The sequence below is a fragment of the Rhizobium sp. N731 genome (assembly GCF_001664145.1).
In the GTDB taxonomy this organism is placed as follows: Bacteria; Pseudomonadota; Alphaproteobacteria; order Rhizobiales; family Rhizobiaceae; genus Rhizobium; species Rhizobium esperanzae.
This window is the reverse complement of record NZ_CP013601.1, coordinates 1675627-1699890: the sequence shown is the minus strand read 5'-3', so window position 1 is coordinate 1699890 and position 24264 is coordinate 1675627. Positions and strand designations below refer to the sequence as shown.

Annotated in this window: 17 protein-coding genes; 12 read left to right on the top strand and 5 right to left on the bottom strand. The window is 62.1% G+C overall.

The genetic code is table 11. From position 1 onward, the window contains the following. Positions 1–34 precede the first annotated feature (34 nt). Positions 35–2494: a penicillin-binding protein 1A gene (locus AMK02_RS08345; RefSeq protein ID WP_064801883.1), complete on the bottom strand. Its 2460-nt coding sequence runs from the start codon at positions 2492–2494 to the stop codon at positions 35–37. Positions 2495–2857: 363 nt separating this feature from the next. Beyond that, entirely contained in the window at positions 2858–4117 is a 1260-nt protein-coding gene (locus AMK02_RS08340; protein WP_064801881.1) for an N-acetylmuramoyl-L-alanine amidase, read from the bottom strand. 623 nt (positions 4118–4740) lie between these two features. Between AMK02_RS08340 and AMK02_RS08335 the strand changes: the two genes are divergently transcribed. Further along, a complete protein-coding gene (locus AMK02_RS08335) occupies positions 4741–7614 on the top strand; it encodes a ribonuclease E/G (RefSeq protein ID WP_064801879.1) in 2874 nt (957 codons plus the stop codon). A gap of 145 nt (positions 7615–7759) precedes the next feature. Beyond that, the gene (locus AMK02_RS08330; protein WP_064801877.1) at positions 7760–7978 is read left to right on the top strand and encodes a type II toxin-antitoxin system VapB family antitoxin; all 219 of its coding nucleotides are present in this window, start codon (positions 7760–7762) and stop codon (positions 7976–7978) included. On the opposite strand, the gene AMK02_RS08325 is transcribed toward AMK02_RS08330, so the two are convergent. Continuing rightward, positions 7960–9618: an acyl-CoA dehydrogenase family protein gene (locus tag AMK02_RS08325; protein WP_064801876.1), complete on the bottom strand. Its 1659-nt coding sequence runs from the start codon at positions 9616–9618 to the stop codon at positions 7960–7962. The genes AMK02_RS08330 and AMK02_RS08325 overlap by 19 nt on opposite strands. A 178-nt stretch (positions 9619–9796) precedes the next feature. Between AMK02_RS08325 and AMK02_RS08320 the strand changes: the two genes are divergently transcribed. The 9 genes from AMK02_RS08320 (at position 9797) to rpmG (ending at position 21313) form a co-directional block, all read left to right on the top strand. Continuing rightward, positions 9797–10753, top strand: coding sequence for an aspartate carbamoyltransferase catalytic subunit (locus tag AMK02_RS08320; RefSeq protein ID WP_064801874.1), 957 nt, complete (start codon positions 9797–9799; stop codon positions 10751–10753). After that, complete coding sequence (locus tag AMK02_RS08315; RefSeq protein ID WP_064801872.1) at positions 10750–12039, top strand: dihydroorotase; 1290 nt, start codon at positions 10750–10752, stop codon at positions 12037–12039. The genes AMK02_RS08320 and AMK02_RS08315 overlap by 4 nt, the downstream gene beginning before the upstream one ends. 37 nt (positions 12040–12076) lie before the next feature. Then, entirely contained in the window at positions 12077–12697 is a 621-nt protein-coding gene (gene plsY, locus AMK02_RS08310) for a glycerol-3-phosphate 1-O-acyltransferase PlsY (RefSeq protein WP_064801870.1), read from the top strand. Beyond that, complete coding sequence (gene dprA, locus AMK02_RS08305) at positions 12697–13839, top strand: DNA-processing protein DprA (RefSeq protein ID WP_064801868.1); 1143 nt, start codon at positions 12697–12699, stop codon at positions 13837–13839. Before plsY ends, dprA begins: the two co-directional genes overlap by 1 nt. Positions 13840–14066: 227 nt before the next feature. Continuing rightward, positions 14067–16721, top strand: a complete 2655-nt coding sequence (topA, locus tag AMK02_RS08300) for a type I DNA topoisomerase (RefSeq protein WP_064801867.1) — start codon at positions 14067–14069, stop codon at positions 16719–16721. A 1-nt stretch (position 16722) separates the two neighbouring features. Beyond that, positions 16723–19095 (top strand): ribonuclease R, encoded by a 2373-nt coding sequence (rnr, locus tag AMK02_RS08295; RefSeq protein WP_064801866.1) that lies wholly within the window; start codon positions 16723–16725, stop codon positions 19093–19095. Between the two features lie 71 nt (positions 19096–19166). Beyond that, positions 19167–19619 carry a DUF983 domain-containing protein gene (locus AMK02_RS08290; RefSeq protein ID WP_064801865.1) on the top strand — a complete coding sequence of 151 codons (453 nt, stop codon included), beginning with the start codon at positions 19167–19169 and terminating at the stop codon, positions 19617–19619. 250 nt (positions 19620–19869) lie between these two features. Beyond that, positions 19870–21054: an MFS transporter gene (locus AMK02_RS08285; protein ID WP_064801864.1), complete on the top strand. Its 1185-nt coding sequence runs from the start codon at positions 19870–19872 to the stop codon at positions 21052–21054. 91 nt (positions 21055–21145) lie between these two features. Continuing rightward, entirely contained in the window at positions 21146–21313 is a 168-nt protein-coding gene (rpmG, locus tag AMK02_RS08280; protein ID WP_003587245.1) for a 50S ribosomal protein L33, read from the top strand. 744 nt (positions 21314–22057) lie between these two features. On the opposite strand, the gene AMK02_RS08275 is transcribed toward rpmG, so the two are convergent. Beyond that, complete coding sequence (locus AMK02_RS08275) at positions 22058–23431, bottom strand: PleD family two-component system response regulator (RefSeq protein ID WP_064801862.1); 1374 nt, start codon at positions 23429–23431, stop codon at positions 22058–22060. Positions 23432–23449: 18 nt separating this feature from the next. Then, a complete protein-coding gene (locus tag AMK02_RS08270) occupies positions 23450–23821 on the bottom strand; it encodes a response regulator (RefSeq protein ID WP_003547430.1) in 372 nt (123 codons plus the stop codon). 133 nt (positions 23822–23954) lie between these two features. Here AMK02_RS08270 and AMK02_RS08265 point away from each other — a divergent pair, with 133 nt between their 5' ends. Next, the gene (locus AMK02_RS08265; protein ID WP_064801861.1) at positions 23955–24263 is read left to right on the top strand and encodes a DUF3572 domain-containing protein; all 309 of its coding nucleotides are present in this window, start codon (positions 23955–23957) and stop codon (positions 24261–24263) included. Position 24264 lies beyond the last annotated feature (1 nt).

Below are 24264 nucleotides of genomic sequence, written 5' to 3'. Positions count from 1 at the left end.
AGAGCCGTGGCGGGCTTCCAAAACTGGGTGAGGCTCAGAACAGGCCAGGCGTGCCGGTCTGAACCGCCTGGTTGGCCTGCGGCGAGGTTTTCAGGATCTCCTCCGGCGCCATGGTGCTGTCCATGCCGATGACGGAGAAGCTGTCGGCGGGTCCGGTACCGGGCTTGAAGGCTTCGACGATCGTGTTCGGATCGCCGTCGGCGGCGGCCATGCCGGTCTTGCGGTCGATCGGGATCAGGTTCATGCCCTGCGGAATGACGAACTTCGATTCCGGCATGTCCTTAACGGCGGCCTGCATGAATTCGTTGAAAATCGGGGCGGAGAGACCGCCGCCGGTACCGCCGCGGCCGAGCGGGGCCGGTGTATCGAAGCCCATATAGAGGCCCGCGACCAGATCTGGCGTGAAACCGACGAACCAGGCATCCTTTTCATCATTGGTGGTGCCAGTCTTTCCGGCGACGTCGCGGCCGCCGAGATCGATCTTGCCGGCAGCGGTGCCGCGCTGGATGACGCCCTGCATCATCGAGGTGATCTGGTAGGCGGTCATCGGGTCGAGGACGGTTTCGCGGTTGTCGACGACATTAGGCTCTTCCTGGTTCTGCCAGTCGCCGGCATTGCAGCCCTCGCAGAGGCGCTCCTCATGCTTGAAGATCGTCTTGCCGTAGCGGTCCTGGATACGGTCGATCAGCGTCGGCTTGATCTGCTTGCCGCCATTGGCAATGACCGAATAGGCCGAGACCATACGCAGCACTGTCGTGTCGCCGGCGCCGAGCGACATCGAGAGAACCGGCAGCATGTGATCGTAGATACCGAAGCGTTCGGCATATTCGGCAACGATATTCATGCCGAGATCGTTGGCGAGGCGCACCGTCATCAGGTTGCGCGAATGCTCGATGCCCGAGCGCAGCGTCGACGGGCCGCCGACTTCGCCGCCGTAATTTTCCGGCTTCCAGACCTGGCCGCCCGAGACGATCTCGATCGGCGCATCCATGATGACGGAGGCCGGCGTATAGCCGTTGTCCATCGCCGCTGCGTAGACGAAGGGCTTGAAGGAGGAGCCCGGCTGGCGCATCGCCTGGGTGGCGCGGTTGAATTCCGACTGGCCATAGGAGAAGCCGCCGACCATCGCGAGCACGCGGCCGGTCTTCGGATCCATGGCGACAAGGCCGCCCTGTACCTTCGGCGGCTGGCGCAGACGGTAGGAGGTCGACGCGTCGTCACCGAGCTTCTCGACATAGATGACATCGCCCGGGCTCAGGACGCCGGCCGGCGATTTCGCTGTCTTGCGCGAGCCATCCGCCGAACGGTAGGCCCATTGCATGTTCTTGGCGTCGATGGTGCCGCGAAGACGGTCCGCCGCAACCTTGCCGCTCCCGTCCTTGGCCGGCTGCAGGCCGATATCGACGTTATCGTCGGAGACGGCGAGCACGACGGCAAGGCGCCATTCCGGAACGTCGGACAGCGCGGGAATATCGGCAAGCGCCTTGCCCCAGTCGCCGTTTGCGTCGATCTGCTTGATAGCCCCATGGAACCCGCGGCGCTCGTCATAGGTCACCAGGCCATCCTGCAGCGCCTTGCGGGCGGCGAGCTGCATCTGCGGATCGAGCGATGTGCGCACGGAAAGGCCGCCCTCATAGAGGACCTTCTCGCCATATTGGTCGATCAGCTGGCGGCGCACGGCTTCGGCGAAGTAATCGGACGCGAAGAGCGACGGACCGTTGCTGCGGGCGGTAACGCCGAGCGGCTGCTTCTTGGCTTCCGCGCCGTCGCTCTGGCTGACATAGCCGTTCTCGACCATGCGATCGATAACCCAGTTGCGACGCTCGAGCGCCGCCTCAGGATGGCGGAAAGGATGATAATTGGCCGGCCCCTTCGGCAGCGACGCCAGATAGGCGGCCTCGGCGACGGTCAGTTCGGTGACCGACTTATTGAAATAGGTCAGTGCTGCGCCGGCGATGCCATAGGAATTCATCCCGAAGAAAATCTCGTTCAGGTAGAGTTCGAGAATCTTGTCCTTGCTGTAGGCCTGCTCGATACGGAAAGAGAGGATTGCTTCCTTGATCTTGCGGTCGATCGTCTGGTCCGAGCTCAAAAGGAAATTCTTGGCCACCTGCTGGGTGATTGTGGAAGCGCCGACGGGACGGCGGCCGGAACCGAAATTCTGCAGGTTGACGAGGATTGCGCGGCCGAGACCGGTGAGGTCGACGCCCGGATGGTTGTAGAAATTCTTATCTTCGGCCGAGAGGAAAGCGGCCTTGACACGGTCGGGAATGGCCTGGATCGGCAGGAAGAGACGCTTTTCCTTGGCATATTCGGCCATGAGAGCGCCGTTGCCGGCATGGACGCGGGTCGTCACCGGCGGCGCGTAGCTGTTCAGAACGGCATAGTCCGGAAGATCCCTGGCGACGTTGGCGAGATAGATGGCAATACCCGCCGCCGCGACCAGAAACAGGACGCAGGCCATTCCGAAGAAATATCCAAGAAGTCTAAGCATATTTTCAGCTACCGGTCTCTTCGATCTGCAATCGGCGCAGACGCAACGATTGCACAGATCGAGACAATTTGCACGTTGCGCGCGGCTTACTCCATGAGCGCTACCGCCACAAGCCGTTTCCGCGCCTCAAGCTAGGAAACATAAGCCGGAGTAACGGCGCGAATGTGAGCAAAATAGGGCTCTGCCCGCCGCAATCACCGCCGCGGCAGCGTTTCATCAGGACTGTCACATCCAAGCAACGCCCGTTCTGTTCCTGATTGAAACATCTTACTCAGAATTTGAGTCAGGCGAGGCAGGCTAAGTCTTTGTTTTTCAGGCTGCCGCCGTTCCAGCAGGCGCGAGGGATTTTTTGAACGGCGTCCATCAGCCGCCATTCGCCACGACGCCGGTGCGGTATCGCTTCACCGCCTCGGTCAGGAGATCGGCGATCCTGGTGCGCCAGGTTTCGTCGAGCAGCAGTTTTTCGTCTTCGGCATTCGACAGGAACCCGAGCTCGAGCAGGATCGACGGCACGTCGGGCGCCTGCAGCACGCGGAAGCCGGCGTGGCGGTGCGGATTGTTGATGGTGCCGACCTGGTCCTTGAAGGAATTCAGCACGCTCTCGGCCAGCGAGATCGAGAAGGCCTGCGTCTCGCGCCGCGTCAGATCGAGCAGGATGTCGGCGACCTCGGGCGGCTCGGCGACTACCTCCTTGCCGGCGATCTGGTCGGAAAGGTTTTCGCGATCGGCAAGATCGGCTGCGAGCTTGTCGGAGGCCTTGTCCGAAATCGTATAGACCGTCGCGCCGCGGATATCTTTCTGTTTCAGCGTATCGGCATGCAGTGAAATGAACAGGCCGGCATGGTTCTGGCGGGCGATCAGCACGCGCTGAGAAAGCGACAGGAACTCATCGTCGCTGCGCGTCAGGAACGCCTTGATGCCCGGCTCCTTGTTCAGCCGGTCGGCCAGAGCCCTGGCGAAGGCAAGCGTCACCTGCTTTTCCTCGGTCTTCGTATCGACGCCGACAGCGCCGGTATCGATGCCGCCATGGCCGGCGTCGACAGCAATAACGAAATCGCCGGGGGCGGCTTTCTCTGGCGCCGGAATGGCGCTCGTCGTCTGGGCCGCCTCGGTCCGATCATCCCAGGATTGTGTCTTGACCAGTTCGGCAAAGGCCTGCTTATCGATCATTTCGGCGTCGAGCACCAGGCGATGGCCCCTGCCCGCCTCGTCGGCCTGCACCTTGGCGAGCGAGAGCTTCACCGGCCTTGCCGCTGTCAGCACGATGCGGGCGCTCTCCTCATCCATCTTGCCGTAGCGGATATCTTTGAAGAGGCCGCGAGCGGCCAAATCCTTCGCCGGAAAACCGAAGGCGGTGGCCGGCAGATCAACGACGATCCGCTCCGGATTGGCGATATAATGGACAGAGAAACGCGGTTCGCGGTCGAAATCGATGACGATGCGCGTCCTGGCGTCATCGCCGATGATGCGCGCCCCATAAGCCAGCAGCGGATCCTTCGTCTCGGCAGAACCCGCGAGGCCAGACAGGAGGCAACCTGCAATGAGCACCACCGTCTGAACCCGCCTTGCGAATGTCGATCGCCGCGTTGCGGGCTGCACCGCGATCCGAGCCCTCTTAAACAATAAACCGCCACACCCTATTTATAACCACGATGGACCTGATATGGCCGGAACGGACGCTCGAGAGCGAAACGCCTTGCGACCTGCCGAATCGCGGTCACCTGCCCCCAGTTTCTATGCGATTCGAAATCCATCAATATTATGGCACATTTGGCTTTTCCCTTGCTATTGTGACAGAGAAAACATACAACGCATTTTAGGGTAGAAGTGTTGACGGGATAGAGTCGCCGCAAGGGCTGCCAGCCAGATCTGGACCTGGCGCCACATCGGTCATCGTCCGCCGTCTCATGCGCTTCAACCCGGGAACTGGATCCTGATTTTCCGGCTTCTGTCGGAACTTCATCGGTGGATCAGCCACCACGCTCTCAGGGAGCAACCTCATCGGACCCGAACCGGGTCTTCGTATTTGTCGATCACGCTTGGTTGTTGATGGTTTCGCAGCAGGTTTTATCTGAAGTGTACAGGCCCCGGACCGAAACGGTTCCGGCTGCGGTCTGGCTGCTGCTCTTCCCTTCGCGTCAAGCGCGACTTTCATTATCCGGCGCGGCCACGGTGGACCGCATTCTTTCTGTTTCAACAGCAGTCGGGAATGCGCTCTCGCGGCCACGCCGAGGAGCACAGCTTACATGGCAGACAAAATGCTTATCGATGCGTCTCACGAGGAAGAGACGCGCGTCGTTGTCGTTCGCGGGAACCGCATAGAAGAATTTGACTTCGAGTCGCAGCACAAGAAGCAGATCCGCGGCAATATCTATCTTGCAAAGGTAACGAGGGTCGAACCCTCGCTGCAGGCCGCTTTCGTCGATTACGGCGGCAACCGGCACGGCTTCCTGGCCTTCGCCGAAATCCATCCTGATTATTACCAGATTCCGCTCGCCGACCGTCAGGCGCTGCTTCGGGCCGAGGCCGAGGAGCACCGTCGTGACGAAGACGTCGAGCACGTCGAAACCGCGCCGATGGTCGACCTTTCGACCCAGGACCAGCCGGATGTCGGTATCGTGCCGCCGGAGGCGCCGGAGCCGGTTGCCGCAGCCGACGAGACAGCGACCGGAGAGGGTGCTGCAGCGCCGGAGGTCGTAGCTTCGCCCAAGGCCGCCGAAGAAGCCCCGGCCAAGAAGGCCAAACCACGCCGCAGCCGTAAGAAGGTCGCCGAAACAACCGCGACGGAAGACGCCGTTCCGACCGACGTCGAAGCGGAAGGCGCTTCGAGCGTCGACAACGACGATGATGCCCCTGCCGGCGGCACGATGGCCGCGATGGTGGAAACCGACGCCATCTCCGAGGATATCGACACCAGCAAGCGTCGCCACGATGACGACGATGACGATGATGATCACGGTGAAGAGGAAGTCATCGAATCCGTCGGCGCCGAAGACGCGATGGAAGAGGTGCCGGACCGCGTGCAGCGCAAGCCGCGCAAGCAGTATCGCATCCAGGAAGTCATCAAGCGCCGCCAGATCCTGCTGGTTCAGGTCGCCAAGGAAGAGCGCGGCAACAAGGGCGCCGCTCTCACCACCTATCTCTCGCTTGCAGGCCGCTATTCGGTTCTGATGCCGAACACGGCGCGCGGCGGCGGCATTTCCCGCAAGATCACCAATCCGCAGGACCGCAAGCGCCTGAAGGAAATCGCGCGCATGCTCGAAGTGCCGCAGGGCATGGGCGTCATCCTGCGCACCGCCGGCGCCAACCGCACCAAGGTCGAGGTCAAGCGCGATTTCGAATATCTGATGCGCCTGTGGGAAAATGTCCGCACGCTGACGCTGGCGTCGACCGCCCCCTGCCTCGTCTATGAAGAGGGCTCGCTGATCAAGCGCTCGATCCGCGACCTCTACAACAAGGACATCGGCGAGATCATCGTTGCCGGCGAGGAAGGCTATCGTGAAGCGAAAGACTTCATGAAGATGCTGATGCCGAGCCATGCCAAGGTGGTTCAGCCCTACCGCGACATCCACCCGATCTTCTCGCGTTCCGGCATCGAGGCGCAGCTCGACCGCATGCTGCAGCCGCAGGTGACGCTGCGTTCCGGCGGCTACCTGATCATGAACCAGACGGAAGCGCTGGTCTCGATCGACGTCAACTCCGGCCGCTCGACGCGCGAACACTCGATCGAGGACACCGCGCTGCAGACGAACCTCGAAGCCGCGGAAGAAATCGCCCGCCAGCTTCGCCTGCGCGACCTCGCCGGCCTGATCGTGATCGACTTCATCGACATGGAAGAGAAGCGCAACAACCGCGCCGTCGAGAAGAAGCTGAAGGAATGCCTGAAGAACGACCGCGCCCGCATTCAGGTCGGCCGGATCTCGCATTTCGGCCTGCTCGAAATGTCGCGCCAGCGCATCCGCGCTTCCGTTCTCGAATCGACCACCCAGGTCTGCTCGCATTGCGGCGGCACCGGGCACGTCCGTTCGCAGTCCTCCGTCGCGCTGCATGTGCTGCGTGGCATCGAGGAATATCTGCTCAAGAACACGACGCACAACATCACCGTGCGCACCACGCCCGATATCGCGCTCTACCTGCTCAACCACAAGCGCCAGACGATCGTCGATTACGAAGCGCGCTTTGGCGTAGCGATTATCATCGATGCTGACGGTTCGGTCGGCGCGCAGCACTTCGCGATCGACCGCGGCGAGCCCGTGGAAAACCCGGTCAAGATCGAAAGCCTCTTCAATTTCGCAGCCATCCCCGAGGATGAGGACGACGACATCGTCATCGAGGCTGATGAGGACGAAGACGAAGAACTCGAGGAAAAGGCTGCCGCGACCGAACGTCCCGCTGCGGCGCGTTCGGAAGGCGAAGGTGAAGGCAACCGTAAGCGCAAGCGTCGCCGCCGCCGTCGTGGCCGCAACGGCAATGCCGAGCAGCCGGCAGCCGCTGCAGGCGAAGCCGGCGACGAAGAGGAAGACGGCGACGACGCGGGCGCCGAGGGCGACGAAACCGCCGCCGCGGCACCCGAGAGCCGCGCCGAAAACGAGGAATCGCAGCGCCGCAAGCGCCGTCGCCGCGGCAAGCGCGGCGGTCGACGCAACCGGGAGGACGGCTCCGAGCTGACGGCGAATGAAGCCGGCGAAGACAGCGGCAGCGAGGATGAAGACGACGGCACTTCGGATGACGTCGCTCCCGGTGAAGCCGCAATTGTCGAGACGGTTGCCGAACAGGCCGACGAGAGCCAAGCTGTAACGGCTGCCGTCGAGGACGTGGCCGTCGTCGCCGAAGAGGTAAAGCCTGCCCGTGGCCGCGGCCGCCGCAAGCCCGCCGCAGCGCCGGTCGAAGAACCAGTCGCAGAATCGGCACCCGCCGTAGAAGCAGAGCCGGAGGTGGTCGAAGCCTCCGCCGATCTCGCAACGCCCGCGCAGGAAGAAGCAAAGCCGGTTCGCGCCAACCGCGAATCCAATATTTCTTCCTCAGAGCCGACGGTGAAATCCACCCGTACCGAAAATGGCGAAAGCGACGAAGGTAAGCCGAAGAAAGCCGGCTGGTGGCAGCGCCGTGGCTTCTTTTGAACGCTGATTTTCGGACGTAAATGAAGCTAAATCCGGCCGTGGCGACGCGGCCGGATTTTCGTTTATGGCGGCGGCATCAGCATCGATTTTCGGCAAGGCAGCGCGAGTATGTGTATTGTTGAGATTACACACATGGGATGCGACCGTGCGAACGACTCTGGATATCGATAGGGGCTTGCTCGAAGCGGCAATGGCCCCTACGGGATTGGCGACGAAAAAGGCCACGATCGAACAGGCATTGCGAAGCCTCGTCGACAGGCACCGTCAGAAAAATGCGATCGCAGATCTCGCAGGGATCGACTGGGAAGGCGACCTCGACGAGATACGTCATTCCCCCGCCGACAATCAGGCGGCCGGTGGGTAGAGCAGATCGACGACGTAGCTGGCGTCGAAGCGGGAGTCGAGCATGCCGTAAGTGGAGCGCCAGCCGCCGGCGAGGCGTGTCTCGATGAAGGCGTCGGCGATGCGCCCTGCCCCGAGCCGGTAGAGCTCGGCGGCGCCGGCGGCAAGTGCCAGCTGCTCGACAAGCAGGCGCGCCGCGCCCTCGTCCTGTTCGCAAAGCGCGATTGCTGCGCGCAACACGTCGATCGTCTTCTTGCCGGCAGGGCCGAGATCGCGGGCGAGACCTGCGAAGACCGTCTCGAACAGGTCCTTGCCACGGTTGAGCACGCGCAGCACATCCAGAGCCATCACGTTGCCGGAGCCTTCCCAGATGGCATTGACGGGGGCCTCGCGGTAATGGCGGGCGATCGGGCGCTCCTCGATGTAACCATTGCCGCCGATGCATTCCATCGCCTCATAGATCAGCGCGGGCGCGATCTTGCAGCACCAGTATTTGGCGACCGGCGTCATGACGCGGGCATAGGCCGCCTCCTCTGCATTGCCGCGCGCCTTGTCGAAAGCATCCGCAAGGCGGAAGGACAGCGCGGTGGCGGCAGCGACATCGAGCGCCATGTCGGCCAGCACGCGCGTCATGATCGGCTGGTTGACGAGCATCCTGCCGAAGACGCTGCGGCCGCGCGTGTGATGCACGGCCTCGGCCAGCGAGGCGCGCATGATGCCTGAGGAGGCCAGCGCGCAATCGAGCCGCGTCAACGTCACCATGTCGAGGATGGTGCGGATGCCGGCATCCGGGCCGCCGAGCAGGAAGCCGAAGGTGTCGGTGAACTCCACCTCTGAAGAGGCGTTAGAGCGGTTGCCGACCTTATCCTTCAGCCGCTGGAACTGCAGTCCGTTGGCGGACCCGTCCTCCAGCAGGCGCGGCACAAGGAAGCAGCCCATGCCCTCCTTGGTCTGCGCCAGCATGATGAAGGCATCGCTCATCGGCGCGGACATGAACCATTTGTGGCCGGAGAGCCGATAGATGCCTTCGCTGACCTTTTCGGCAGCGCTTTGATTGGCCCTGACATCGGTGCCGCCCTGCTTTTCCGTCATGCCCATGCCGATGGTCACAGCGGATTTCTGCATGGCGGGGCGATTGGAGGAATCATATTTGCGCGAGAGGATCTTCGGCGCCCAGTCCTTCTGCACCGCGGGCGAAGCAGAGAGGGCCGCGACGGAGGCGCTGGTCATCGTCAGCGGGCAGAGATGGCCGGATTCCAGTTGCGCCGTCAGGTAAAACCGCGCGGCGCGAACCTTATGGCCCGCGTCCTTCGCCTCAATATCGGCCTGCGGATCCCAGACGGAGGAATGCAGGCCGACCGACATGGAGCGACGCATCAGCGCGTGCCAGGCGGGATGAAACTCGACGACATCGAGGCGCTCGCCGCGCGGACCATGGGTGCGCAGCTGTGGCGCCCCCTGGTTTGCCATGCGCGCCAGCTCCTGTGCCTCCGGCGAGGTGACGTAGCGGCCGATATTTTCCAGGTCTTCACGGATGCCGCGCGGCAAGGCCGCCGTCAGATCGACAATCAGCGGATCGGACCGATAGGCATTGATGCCGGACCACAGGCTCGGCTGGTTGAGTTCTGCGAGTTTGTCGTCAGTCCGGTTTGCGGAGGTCATTGTTCGCTTCTAGTGCAAGAACCCGGCAAGGAAAACCGGAAGTTATGATTCGCTTTATTCTGCTCTATCGGAATTCGGGCGAAAATGCATGGGGACATAAGCCTTTGCCCACAGCGCGTGCTTGCCCCGGCGGGCGGCACTCATTATAGACCCGCAAGAGACAGCAAGAGGCAGGGTCATGGTCTTTTTCCCCCACCGCCACCTCATTGGCATCAAGGGCCTCACCGAGCAGGATATCACCTATCTTCTCGACAAGGCCGACGAAGCCGTCAAGATCAGCCGCCAGCGAGAGAAGAAGACGTCGACGCTGCGCGGATTGACGCAGATCAACCTCTTCTTCGAGGCATCGACCCGCACACAGGCCTCCTTCGAGCTTGCCGGCAAGCGGCTTGGCGCCGACGTGATGAACATGTCGGTCGGCAATTCCTCGGTGAAAAAAGGCGAAACGCTGATCGATACGGCGATGACGCTGAATGCGATGCGCCCGGACGTGCTGGTGATCCGCCATTCAAGCGCCGGTGCGGCCGCCCTTCTCGCCCAGAAAGTCTCCTGCTCGGTCGTCAATGCCGGCGACGGTCAGCATGAACACCCGACCCAGGCGTTGCTCGACGCGCTGACGATCCGCCGCGCCAAGGGCAAGCTTTCGCGCATCATCGTAGCGATCTGCGGCGACGTGCTGCACTCGCGCGTGGCGCGCTCCAATATCCTGCTGCTGAACGCGATGGGCGCACGCGTGCGCGTCGTCGCGCCCGCCACCCTCCTGCCCGCCGGCATCGCCGAGATGGGCGTCGAGGTGTTCCACTCGATGAAGGAAGGATTGAAGGACGCCGACGTCGTGATGATGCTGCGGCTGCAGCGAGAACGTATGTCCGGCGCCTTCGTGCCGTCGGTGCGCGAATACTATCACTTCTACGGACTCGACGCCGAAACGCTGAAAGCGGCGAAGGATGATGCGCTGGTCATGCACCCGGGGCCGATGAACCGCGGCGTCGAGATCGCCTCCGAGGTGGCCGATGGTCCGCAGAGCGTGATCGCCGAACAAGTGGAAATGGGGGTCGCAGTCCGCATGGCCGTCATGGAGACGCTGCTCGTCTCGCAGAACCAAGGTCCCCGAACCGACGGAATGATGGCATGAGCAACTCGATCGTCCTCAAGAATGTCCGCATCGTCGATCCCTCGCGCAATCTCGACGAGATCGGAACGATCGTCGCTAAAAATGGCGTGATTCTTGCCGCTGGCAGCGAGGCCCAGAACCAGGGCGCGCCGGAAGGCGCCGTCGTGCGCGACTGCACCGGCCTCGTGGCAACGCCCGGCCTCGTCGATGCGCGCGTCCATATCGGCGAGCCCGGCGGCGAGCATCGCGAGACGATCGCCTCGGCGAGCCGGGCGGCGGCAGCCGGCGGCATCACTTCGATCATCATGATGCCGGACACCGATCCCGTCATCGACGACATCGCGCTGGTCGAATTCGTCAAGAAGACGGCGCGGGACACGGCCGCCGTCAACGTCTATCCGGCAGCCGCCCTCACCAAGGGTCTTGCCGGCGAGGAGATGACGGAGATCGGCCTGTTGATGCAGGCGGGAGCCGTCGCCTTCACCGATGCTCATTCCAGTGTCCATAATACACAGGTGCTGCGCCGGATCATGACCTATGCGCGCGAATTCGGCGCCGTCATCTCCTGCGAGACCCGCGACAAATATCTCGGCGCCAATGGCGTCATGCATGAGGGCCTTTTCGCCAGCTGGCTGGGGCTCTCCGGCATTCCGAAGGAAGCCGAGCTGATCCCGCTCGAACGCGATCTCAGGGTGGCAGAGCTGACGCGCGGCCGTTATCACGCCGCGATGATCTCCGTGCCGGAGTCGGTCGAGGCCATCGAACGCGCCCGCAGCCGTGGCGCCAAGGTGACCTCGGGCATCTCGATCAACAATCTGGCGCTCAACGAGAACGACATCGGCGAATACCGCACCTTCTTCAAGCTCTATCCGCCGTTGCGCCCGGAGGACGATCGGGTCGCCATGGGCGAGGCGCTTGCGAGCGGCGCGATCGACATCATCGTCTCCTCGCACGACCCGCAGGATGTCGACACGAAGCGGCTGCCATTTGGCGAGGCGGCCGATGGCGCAGTCGGATTGGAAACGATGCTGGCGGCGGCCCTCAGGCTTCACCATGGCGGCCAGGTCGGCCTGATGCGGCTGATCGACGCCATGTCCACCCGCCCGGCACAAATCTTCGGCCTTGAGGCCGGCACGCTGAAGCCGGGTGCTGCGGCCGATATCACGCTGATCGATCTCGATGAGCCTTGGCTTGTCGCCAAAGACATGCTTCTCTCCCGCTCGAAGAACACGCCGTTCGAGGACGCGCGCTTCAGCGGGCGAGCGGTTGCGACCTACGTTTCGGGAAAGCTTGTCCACGCGGTTTAAGAGACGATCGGGACGATAAGGAGGGCTGAGGGGGCACATGTTATCCAATCTCATGTCATGGCAGATCACGCTGCCGATCGCACTTGCGGCCGCCGTCATCGGCTATCTCTTCGGCTCAATCCCCTTCGGCCTGATTCTCACCCGCGCCGCCGGCCTCGGCGATGTGCGCAGCATCGGCTCCGGCAATATCGGCGCGACCAATGTGCTCAGAACCGGAAACCGCAAGCTCGCCGCGGCAACCCTGCTGCTTGACGCCCTGAAGGCATCGGCGGCGGCCTGGATCGTCGGCTATTTCCTCGGTGAGGAGGCCGCGATCATAGCCGGCTTCTTCGCCTTCATCGGCCATCTCTTCCCCGTCTGGATCGGCTTCAAAGGCGGCAAGGGCGTGGCCACCTATATCGGCACACTTCTAGGCGTCGCGCCGATCATGGTGGTGCTATTCGCCGCCATCTGGCTGGCGGTCGCGGTCACCACCCGCTATTCCTCGCTGTCGGCCCTCGTCGCCATGCTCGTCATTCCGGTTGCCCTGTTGATACTCGGCAATGAAAAGGTCGCGGCCGTCATGGCGATCATGACGCTCATCTCCTACTGGAAGCACAAGGCAAATATTTCACGCCTGATGGGCGGAACGGAAAGCAAGATCGGGGCGAAGGGATAATGGACGCGCCGAGCGCGGGATCAACAGGTACGGTGCTAAGCGAAAGGCAGAGGATTGCCTGGCTGCGCCTGATCCGTTCCGACAATGTCGGCCCTGCAACCTTTCGCGATCTTATCAATCATTTCGGTTCGGCCGAGGCCGCACTCGCGGCGCTGCCGGAACTTTCGGCGCGCGGCGGCGCGACACGGGCCATCCGCATTGCCAGCGAGGCCGAGGCGCACCGGGAACTGGAGGCGGCGTATCGTTTCGGCGCTCGCTTTATCGGCATCGGCGAGCCGGACTATCCGCAGGCGCTGAAACAGATCGACGGCGCGCCGCCGCTTCTTGCCGTCAAGGGCGCACTTGCTGCCGCCAAACGACCGGCCGTCGGCATCGTCGGCTCCCGCAACGCGTCGGCCGCAGGCACCAAATTCGCGGCGATGGTGGCGCGCGACTGCGGCCGGGCGGGTTATACGGTGGTCTCCGGCCTGGCGCGCGGCATCGACACGGCAGCGCATCGAGCAAGCCTCGGCACGGGCACAATCGCCGCCCTTGCCGGCGGTCTCGACAAGCCCTACCCGCCGGAGAATATCGGGCTTATCGAAGAGATAACCGGCGGCAACGGCCTGGCGGTGAGCGAAATGCCTTTCGGCTGGGAGCCCCGCGCCCGCGATTTCCCGCGCCGGAACCGGCTGATTGCCGGCATCGCGCTTGGCGTGGTGATCATCGAAGCGGCGATGCGCTCGGGCTCGCTGATCACGGCGCGCCTCGCCGGTGAGTTCGGCCGCCTGGTGTTTGCCGTGCCCGGCTCGCCGCTCGATCCGCGCTGTCACGGCACCAACAGCCTGCTCAAGGACGGCGCTTCGATTGTTACCGAACCTGCCGATGTCATCGAAGCCCTGGCGCCGCTTGCGCAACTCGACCTCTTCCCCTTGTCGATGGCGGAGGAGCCGGCACGCGAGAGCCGGGCAATAACGATGCCACCCGGCGATTCGGACCGGATGCGCATCATCGGCGCGCTCGGGCCGACGCCTGTCGAGATCGACGACGTCATCCGCCACACCGGCCTTGCGGCATCCGCGGTCTATCTCATCCTTCTGGAACTCGATATATCAGGCAGGCTGCATCGGCATCAGGGCGGTCTCGTCTCGCTTTCCGATTGAAGCTTGCGGGGAACGGGGGAACTGCGTGTTGAAAACTGCACTGGCGCAATCTAGCATTGTTTTCTGCTGCAAATCTTGTTTCGCTTGCACCGTACGCAAGAAGTAAAATTGTTGCAAACCCCTTGACCGCAGCGATTTCCCTGTCCATGTCGGAGGGCCGGTATCCAATGTTGCGCTGCGCGTTGCGCTGGCTTCCACGCCGGCGTAGCTGTTTTTAGAGAATCATCATGAATGTTGTAGTGGTGGAATCGCCTGCCAAGGCCAAGACGATCAATAAGTATCTGGGTTCGGGATACAAAGTGCTCGCCTCCTTCGGCCATGTGCGCGATCTGCCTGCCAAGGATGGCTCCGTTCTTCCCGATCAGGATTTCGAAATGCTCTGGGAGGTCGACGGCGCTTCGGCCAAGCGGATGAAGGACATCGCCGATGCGGTGAAGTCCTCCGACGGGCTGTTTCTCGCGACCGACCCCGATCGCGAAGGCGAAGCGATTTCCTGGCACGTCCTCGACATGCTGAACAAGAAGCGGGTGCTGAACGGCAAGTCCGTCAAGCGCGTCGTCTTCAACGCAATCACCAAGAAGGCCGTCCTCGATGCGATGGCCGATCCGCGCGATATCGACGTGCCGCTGGTCGACGCCTATCTAGCGCGCCGCGCGCTCGATTATCTCGTCGGTTTCAATCTTTCGCCGGTGCTGTGGCGCAAGCTGCCGGGCGCGCGTTCGGCCGGCCGCGTCCAGTCGGTCGCGCTTCGTCTGGTCTGTGACCGCGAATCCGAGATCGAGCGCTTCATATCGGAAGAATACTGGAACATTTCGGCGCTGCTGAAGACTCCCCGCGGCGACGAGTTCGAGGCCAGGCTGGTTTCTGCGCACGGCAAGCGACTGCAGCCGCGCGCGATCGGCAACGGCGAGGATGCGGGCCGCCTGAAGGCCCTGCTCGAAGGCGCCAGCTATATCGTCGACACGGTCGAGGCAAAACCGGTCAAGCGCAACCCGGGACCGCCGTTCACCACCTCGACGCTGCAGCAGGCCGCCTCCTCCAATCTTGGCTTCTCCGCCTCGCGCACGATGCAGATCGCTCAGAAGCTCTATGAGGGCGTCGATATCGGCGGCGAGACCGTCGGCCTTATCACCTATATGCGAACCGACGGCGTTCAGATGGCCCCCGAAGCGATTGACGCAGCGCGGCGTGCCATCCTCGACCAGTTCGGCGAACGCTACCTGCCTGAGAAGGCCCGCTTCTACTCGACCAAGGCGAAGAACGCCCAGGAGGCGCACGAGGCGATCCGCCCGACCGATTTTTACCGCTCTCCGGACCGCGTGCGCAAATTCCTCGACGCCGACCAGATCAGGCTCTACGAGCTAATCTGGAAGCGTGGCATCGCCAGCCAGATGGCTTCGGCCGAGATCGAGCGCACGACGGCCGAAATCACAGCCGAGAACAAGGGCGAGAAGGCCGGCCTGCGCGCGGTCGGTTCGGTCATCCGCTTCGACGGCTTCATCGCCGCCTATACCGACCAGAAGGAGGACGGCGAGCAGAGCGACGACGGCGACGAGGATGGTCGCCTTCCGGAGATCAATGCGCGCGAGACGCTCGCCAAGCAGAAGATCAATTCGACCCAGCATTTCACCGAACCGCCGCCGCGTTATTCGGAAGCTTCGCTGATCAAGAAGATGGAAGAGCTTGGCATCGGCCGTCCCTCGACCTATGCAGCCACACTGGCGACGCTGCGCGACCGCGACTATGTGACGATCGACAAGCGCAAGCTGATCCCGCAGGCCAAGGGTCGGCTGGTGACGGCCTTCCTCGAAAGCTTCTTCACCAAATATGTCGAATATGATTTCACCGCCGACCTCGAGGAGAAACTCGACCGAATTTCCGCCGGTGAATTGAACTGGAAGCAGGTGCTGCGCGATTTCTGGAAGGATTTCTTCGCGCAGATCGAAGACACGAAAGAACTGCGCGTCACCAACGTGCTCGATTCTTTGAACGAGGCGCTGGCGCCGCTCGTCTTCCCGAAGCGCGAGGATGGCGGCGACCCGAGGATCTGTCAGGTCTGCGGTACTGGCAACCTTTCCCTGAAGCTTGGCAGATACGGCGCCTTCGTCGGCTGTTCAAATTATCCGGAATGCAACTACACCCGCCAGCTTTCTTCAGAAAACGGCGGAGAAGCGGAGGGTGTCGCGCTCAACGAGCCGAAGAGCCTCGGCACCGATCCGACGACCGGCGAGGAACTGACGCTGCGTTCCGGCCGCTTCGGACCCTATATCCAACGCGGCGACGGCAAGGAGGCCAAACGCGCCTCACTGCCGAAGGGCTGGAAGCCTGAGGATATCGACTATGAAAAGGCGATGGCGCTGATCTCGCTGCCGCGCGATATCGGCAAACATCCCGAAACCGGGAAGATGATCTCGTCGGGCATCGGCCGCTACGGGCCGTTCCTTCTGCATGACGGCTCCTACGCCAATCTGGAGACCGTCGAGGATGTCTTCTCCGTCGGCCTCAATCGAGCCGTGACGCTGATTGCCGAAAAAGCCAACAAGGCGCCGGGCCGCGGCGCGCGCGGTACGCCGGCAGCTCTGAAGACGCTCGGCGACCATCCCGACGGCGGCGCCATCACCGTTCGCGACGGCAAATACGGCCCCTATGTCAACTGGGGCAAGGTCAACGCGACCCTGCCGAAGGGCAAGGATCCGCAGGCGATCACCATCGAGGAGGCGCTTGCGCTGATCACCGAAAAGGCCGGCAAGGCCCCGGCCGGCAAGACGGCCAGGGCGAAAGCCAAGCCGAAGGCGGCCGCCGCCGAAGCCAAGGCAACCAAGACGGCCGCCAAGCCGAAGGCAACGAAGGCGAAGGCGCCCGCGAAATCGAAAAAGAGCTGACGTGAGCAAGACACCGCGCGACAGAACGAACCCCGCGGGCAAGCGCCCGGGCAAGATCGGCCGCGCCGGCAGGGATATTTCCGCCGTCGAACCGCTGAACATCGTCCACGGCACGCTGCCCTCGCGGGAAGTGATCCTGCGTTTCATCGCCGATCATCCGCAGAAGGCTTCCAAGCGTGAACTTGCCAAGGCGTTCGGGCTGAAAGGTGACAGTCGCGTCGAGCTCAAGCACATGCTGCAGGAGCTCGAGCAGGAAGGCATGCTGCAAAAGAGCCGCAAGTCGCTCATTCGTCCCGGCGCTCTTCCGCCCGTCACCGTTCTCGATATCACGACGCGCGATAAGGACGGCGACCTGATCGGCCGGCCGGCGGAATGGCCAGAGGAGCAGGGTGTGGCGCCTGCCGTCGCCATCCGTCAGCAATCGCCGGCAGGCCGCCAGGGTAAGGGCAAGGCGCCCGTCGCCGGGCTCGGCGACCGAATCTTGGCGAAGATCTTCCCGGCGGTCGATCGCGGCGGGCCGGCTTATACAGCGCGTATCATCAAGGTGATCGACAGGCGCCGCGGTGCGGCGATGGGCGTTTTCCGCAGCGCGCCGGGCGGCGGCGGCCGCCTGTTGCCAATCGAACGGCGCGGCGAAGAGATGGTGATCGACCCCGACTATACCGGCGGCGCCAAGGATGGCGACTTGGTCGAGATTGAAGTTGCGCGCCTCGGGCGCTTCGGCCTGCCGCGCGCCAAGGTCCTTTCCGTCGTCGGCTCGGTCGGCTCGGAAAAGGCGATCTCGATGATCGCGATCCATGCACACGGCATCCCGCATATCTTCCCGCCGGCCGTGATCGCCGAGGCGGAAGCGGCAAAACCAGCGACGATGGCGCATCGTGAAGATTGGCGCGACGTGCCGCTGATCACCATCGATCCGGCCGACGCCAAGGACCATGACGACGCAGTTTACGCCGAGATCGACCGCTCGCCCGACAATGCCGGCGGCGTTATCGTCACCGTCGCGATCGCCGACGTCTCCTGGTATGTCCGCCCCAATTCGCCGCTCGACCGCGAGGCGCTGAAGCGCGGCAACTCGGTCTATTTCCCCGATCGCGTCGTGCCGATGCTGCCGGAGCGCATCTCCAATGATCTCTGCTCGCTGAAGGAAGGCGTCGACCGCCCGGCGATCGCCGTGCGCATGAGCTTCTCGGGCGAAGGCCGCAAGATCGGCCATACCTTTCATCGCATCATGATGAAGAGTGCCGCCAAGCTCTCCTATCAGCAGGCGCAGGCGGCGATCGACGGAAGACCGGATGATCAGACCGGACCGATGCTCGAGCCGATCCTGAAACCGCTCTGGCACGCTTATGGAGTAATGAAGCGCGGACGCGACCGGCGCCAGCCGCTGGAACTCGACATGCCGGAGCGCAAGATCCTGCTGAAACCGGACGGCACGGTCGACCGGGTCTTCGTGCCGCCGCGGCTCGATGCGCACAAGCTGATCGAAGAGATGATGATTCAGGCGAATGTCTGCGCCGCCGAGACGCTCGAGAAGAAGCGTCAGCCGCTGGTCTACCGCATTCATGACGGCCCGACGCTTGCCAAGCAGGAAGTCTTGCGCGAGTTCCTGGCGACACTCGGCATCTCGCTCGCCAAGGGCGGCAATATGCGCGCCAACAGCTTCAACGGCATCCTTGCCAAGGCGGACGGCACGGCACACCAGACCATGGTCAATGAGATGGTGCTGCGCTCGCAGAGTCAGGCGATCTACAGCCCCGAGAATATCGGCCATTTCGGTCTCAACCTGATGAAGTACGCCCACTTCACCTCGCCGATCCGCCGCTACGCCGATCTCATCGTGCATCGGGCGCTGGTCGGTTCGCTCGGCTTCGGCGAAGGCGGCATCACCCCCGACGAAGAAGCCTCGCTCGACGATATCGCCGCCGAAATCTCGACCTTCGAGCGCCGGGCGATGGCGGCCGAGCGCGAGACCATCGACCGGCTGATCGCTCATCATTTGAGCACCCGCGTCGGCGAGGAGTTTGCCGGCCGCGTCTCCGGAGTTACGAAATCCGGGCTCTTTATTACCTTGCCGGACTATGGCGCCGACGGTTTCGTTCCTATATCTACGCTCGGGACCGATTATTTCATCTATGACGAGGCGCATCAGGCACTGTCGGGTGAAAAGACGGGCCTCGGCTATCGTCTTGGCGACAGCGTCACAGTGAAGCTTGCGGAAGCAATTCCGCTGGCCGGCGCGCTGCGTTTCGAGATGCTGAGCGAAGGACGCGAGATGCCGACGGCGGTGCGTTCCTTCCATAAGGCCGGCCGCCGCGACAGGGGACAGGTCCGCAAGAAACCGGGAACGCGTCCCCCGCGCGGGCGCCGCTAAGCCACGGGGTCGAAAGCAGCAATGGTCCCATTGCGGCGCTTCATGCTTTTTGCCTGAAAGAGGAAGATGCAATGAACACACCGACCGATCCGGTCGTCCGCTACGGGGATGGACCCGAAGCCGAGCGTCCGCTCGGGCGTTCCATCATGCGCGGGCTGTTGAACCGCTGCCCGGCCTGCGGCAACGGCAAGCTCTTCCGCGCCTTCCTGAAACCGGTCGATCATTGCGGCGCCTGCGGCGAGGCGATACATCACCATCGCTCCGACGACCTGCCGCCCTATATCGTCATCCTGGTCCTCGGCCACGTCCTCGTCGGCGGCTACATGCTGACCGATCTGACCTTCGTGTTGCCGGTATGGGTCCATCTTGCCATATGGGCGCCGATCACGGTCATCGCCGCGATCGCCTCGATCCAGCCGATCAAGGGCGGCGTCATCGGCCTGCAATGGGCGTTGCGCATGCATGGTTTCGGCGGCGAGAGCGACAGTCCCGATGATTACGAGCTTCCCCGCCGGCCGGATTGAGCGCCTTCACCTTCCAGACATATTTAGCGTGTAGTGCCAGCGCTCCACCGACCACCACCGACACGCGGGAGTCAACGATCTTCAACGACTTGACACGGTAAGCTTTTCTTGTCTGAACAGGCTTTACATTCCGCAGATCACATCGGAAATACTGCGAAACGCCGCCCGTCACCTGGATTTGGCACATCTGTGTCCCTTCTATGTGAGACGAGAGGTCGATTCGCTCGCGCAGCTTTCTAAGGATGGATAAATGTCTCAGCCGAGAACCGGCACACCGGGCGATGTCGAAGAAATCCATTGGCCTTCTCTGGTGGCAGCCATCTCGTCCATTTCAGCCGTCGGCATAGCAATCGGTCTCGGACTCCCGCTTCTCAGCATCATCCTCGAAAAACGCGGCATCTCATCCACGTTGATCGGGCTCAACACGGCGATGGCCGGGATCTCGGCGATGGCCGCGGCACCCGTTACCACCAAGCTCGCCCACAAATACGGCGTTGCGCCGACGATGCTCTGGGCGGTGCTGATTTCGGCGCTGAGTGCGCTCGGCTTCTATTATGCCGAGGATTTCTGGATGTGGTTTCCGCTACGTTTCGCCTTCCATGGCGCAACGACGACGCTGTTCATTCTCTCCGAATTCTGGATCAACGCCGCCTCGCCGCCATCCAAGCGCGGCTTTGTTCTCGGCATTTATGCGACCGTGCTTTCCCTCGGATTCGCTGCAGGACCCCTGCTCTTTTCGATACTCGGCAGCGACGGCATCTTTCCCTTCCTGGTCGGCGCGGGCGCCATCCTGCTTGCCGCCATTCCGATTTTCATCGCCCGTGACGAAAGCCCGGTGCTCGAGGAAAAGCCGGAATTGCATTTCATGCGCTACGTCCTGCTGGTGCCGACAGCGACGGCTGCCGTCTTCATCTTCGGCGCGGTCGAAGCTGGCGGGCTGTCACTTTTTCCGATTTTTGCCGTGCGCGCCCATTTCACCGAATCGCAGGCGGCGCTGCTGCTCACCATGATGGGCGTCGGCAACGTCATCTTCCAGATTCCCCTCGGCCTGCTCTCCGACCGCATCCGCGACAAGCGACCGCTTCTGGCAGGGATGGCGCTGATGGGCTTTATCGGCTCGATGACGCTGCCGATCCTCGTCAACAACTGGCTGCTGATGGCCGGGATGCTGCTCTTCTGGGGTGGCTGCGTCTCCGGCCTCTACACGGTCGGCCTCAGCCATCTCGGTTCGCGGCTGACGGGCTCCGATCTGGCTGCCGCCAATGCCGCCTTCGTCTTCTGTTATGCGATGGGAACCGTGGCTGGGCCACAGGTGATCGGCGCAGCAATCGACGTCGCCGGAAACAATGGTTTTGCCTGGGCGATTGCCGCTTTCTTCGGCCTTTATGCCCTACTTTCCGGCATCAGATTGATGTTCGTTCGAAAACGGACTTGACTTTTCGGGCGGGATTCGTAGTTTCGCGCCAGAATTTGCCGTGGAGCCCATCCGGCTTCCACGGCTTTCATTTCTTAAAGGCAGGACGACCATGGCCAAGGCTACAACAATCAAGATCAAGCTGCTGTCGACAGCCGACACCGGTTTCTTCTACGTCACGACGAAGAACAGCCGTACGATGACGGACAAGATGACGAAGACGAAGTATGACCCGATTGCTAAGAAGCATGTCGAGTTCAAGGAAACCAAGATCAAGTAATCACTTGGCCTGACGGATTTCAAAAAGCGCGCGCCTCCGGGTTGCGCGTTTTTTTGTCCTGGAAGATGGCCTTGGAAATGATAGCGCAAACAGACAAACGCCGCCCTTCCATCTTCGGGAAGTGGCGGCGTTTTCTTGAAAGGGGGTCGGCCAGCATGCAAAACGGCACGAGGAACCGTTATGACTTGCCTACTAGCCGACCGACCCCACGACCCAGGAGATGCGGCGGACCTGAGCATCATGGGGTATCGACAACTCCTCTGCGGGAGCGCTTCTTTTATGAGCCGATAATTTGCGCAGAAATGAAAGAAAATCAACAAATTCTTAATGATGAATTTTCCGAGCTTGATTCTATGGTTAAAAGTCCAGTTTTGGAACATACAAAGATTCGGCGGCTCTGCTTGACGGCTAAGCCTAATGACGACGGGCTGGAAGAAGTTCGACAATATAACTTACTAACTTAAGCAGCCCCTGCCCTTACGTGAGGTGATGCCACCACACTTTATTTGACCCTGTTGGCGGCGGGCGTTTTTTATAGTCTTCATTTCATTTTGGGCTGAGCTCCGGCATTCCGAAGACTGTCGCGCCGCACCATATCCACAGCAACGCCGGGAGTCCATTTTGGGCTACCGGGCTGGAAAAATCTGGGCCTGTGTCGCACAGGCGAAGGTTAAATATCGGTAATAAACCGCTTACCGCAGTGGAAAACCCGCAAATGGCCGATATGGCTCCCAAAGTGATTCGTCAGGCAGCCGCTGCGACCACGCGATTGCGGCCGGTATTCTTGGCCTCGTAAAGAGCAAGATCGGCCTGCTTCATCAGCTGGTCCGGGGTCAGCACAGCGCCAATGCGCGAGGCGATGCCGAAGGACGCGGTGACATTCAGGGCTTCACTTGAGCGCTTCAGCATGAAGGGAGCGCTTTCGACAGCCGCGCGCAGGCGCTCGGCGACAGCGGCGGCAACTTCCGGCGAGGTGTCCGGCATCACGACGACGAATTCCTCTCCGCCGTAACGGCAGGCGAGATCGGCGCCGCGGATGGTCGAACGGACGCGGTTTGCGAATTCGCGCAGCACTTCGTCGCCACCGTCATGGCCGTAGGTGTCGTTCACCTGCTTGAAACGGTCGATATCAGTGATCAGCACCGAAAGCGGCCGGCCCCGCGCCATCGACCGGTTGAAGAGCACGTTCAGGTGATTGTCGAGATAACGTCTGTTGTAAAGGCCGGTCAGTGGATCGGTCACGGCCAGCTCGATCGTCTGCTTGACGCTGGCGCGCAGACGGTCGTTGTAGCGCTTGCGACGGATCTGCGTCAGGCTGCGGGCGACGAGCTCGTTGGGATCGACGGGGCGGATGATGTAGTCGTTGACGCCGAGATCAAGGGCGCGGACGACCATGTCGTCGGCGCCCTGCTCGGTGATGATCAGGATCGGCAGGAAGCGTGTGCGCTCCAGCGAGCGCAGTTGCGAGCAGAGGCGAAGCGGATCGTAATCGTCGAAATTGGCATTGACGATGACGAGATCGAACATGTTCTCGGCCGCCTCGAAGAGGGCCGCCTGCGGATCGGAGAGGGCAAGCACATTGGCGACGGGCTTCAATGCCCTGACGATGCGCTCTTGCGAATTGGCGCGGCCATCGACCAACAACACCTGGCCGGCCTCGTCGCCACGGCCTTCGCCTGCCCGCATCAGATCGCCCATACCCATCGTATGAGCGGTGTCGGCGCGGATGCGCAGTTCGTCGCTCAACGTCTTCAGCCGCAGCAGGCTCTTCACCCGCGAGATCAGTTGCAGATCGTTGACCGGCTTGGTGAGAAAATCGTCGGCGCCGGCCTTCAGACCGCGCACGCGATCGGCAGGCTGGTCGAGTGCGGTGACCATGACGACGGGAATATGGGCGGTCTTCTGACTGGCCTTCAGCCGCTCGCAGACCTCGAAACCATCGATACCGGGCATCATGATGTCGAGCAGGATCAGGTCGACCTGGTTGCGCTCGCAGATTGCCAGCGCTTCGTGACCGTCGGCAGCGGTCATCACGTCGAAATACTCCGCGAGCAGCCGCGCTTCAAGCAGCTTCACGTTGGCCGGAATATCGTCAACCACCAGTATTCGCGCGGTCATAAGCGTCTTTCCGATGCGTCAGGCATCGCCCAGATAGGTCTTGATCGTCTCGATGAATTTCGGAACCGAGATCGGCTTGGAAACATAGGCCTCGCAACCGCCCTGGCGGATCCGCTCCTCGTCGCCCTTCATCGCGAAAGCCGTGACGGCGATGACGGGAATCACGTGCAGCTCGTCGTCCTCCTTCAGCCATTTCGTGACTTCGAGGCCGGAGACTTCGGGAAGCTGGATATCCATGAGGATGAGGTCGGGGCGATGCTTGCGCGCCAGATCGAGCGCCTCCATGCCGTTTCTCGTCTGGATCGTGGTATAGCCGGACGCCTCGATGAGGTCGCGAAAGAGCTTCATGTTGAGCTCGTTATCTTCTACAATCATCACCTGTTTGGGCATGACAAGCTGTCCCTACGTCCGTTCGCGCAGCGGTTCGTCCCATGAGAAAGGCACATGCGGATGAAGAGCTCCGTGAAACCGATAGCGCACGCTAGCGGTATTTGGTTGAAGAAAAGGTAACTTACCCCTCGAAATGCAAAGCAACTTCAAGACTTCGAAACAACTGGCGGCCGACCCGCACGAGACGGCGATCGCCGTGCTCGGCTGGCTTGCCGCCGATCCCGACATGTTCGGTCGCTTCCTTGCACTCACCGGCGTGGCGCCCGAGCAGGTGCGCAACGCGGTCAACGATCCGGGGTTCCTCTCAGGCATGATGGACTTCCTGATGAACCACGAACCGACGGCGATGGCCTTCTGCACGGCGAGCGGACTCAGCCCGGAGACGGTAACCGCCGCCTGGCGGCATTTCTCTTCGCCGGGGCTCGATTCGGGAGAATACTGAG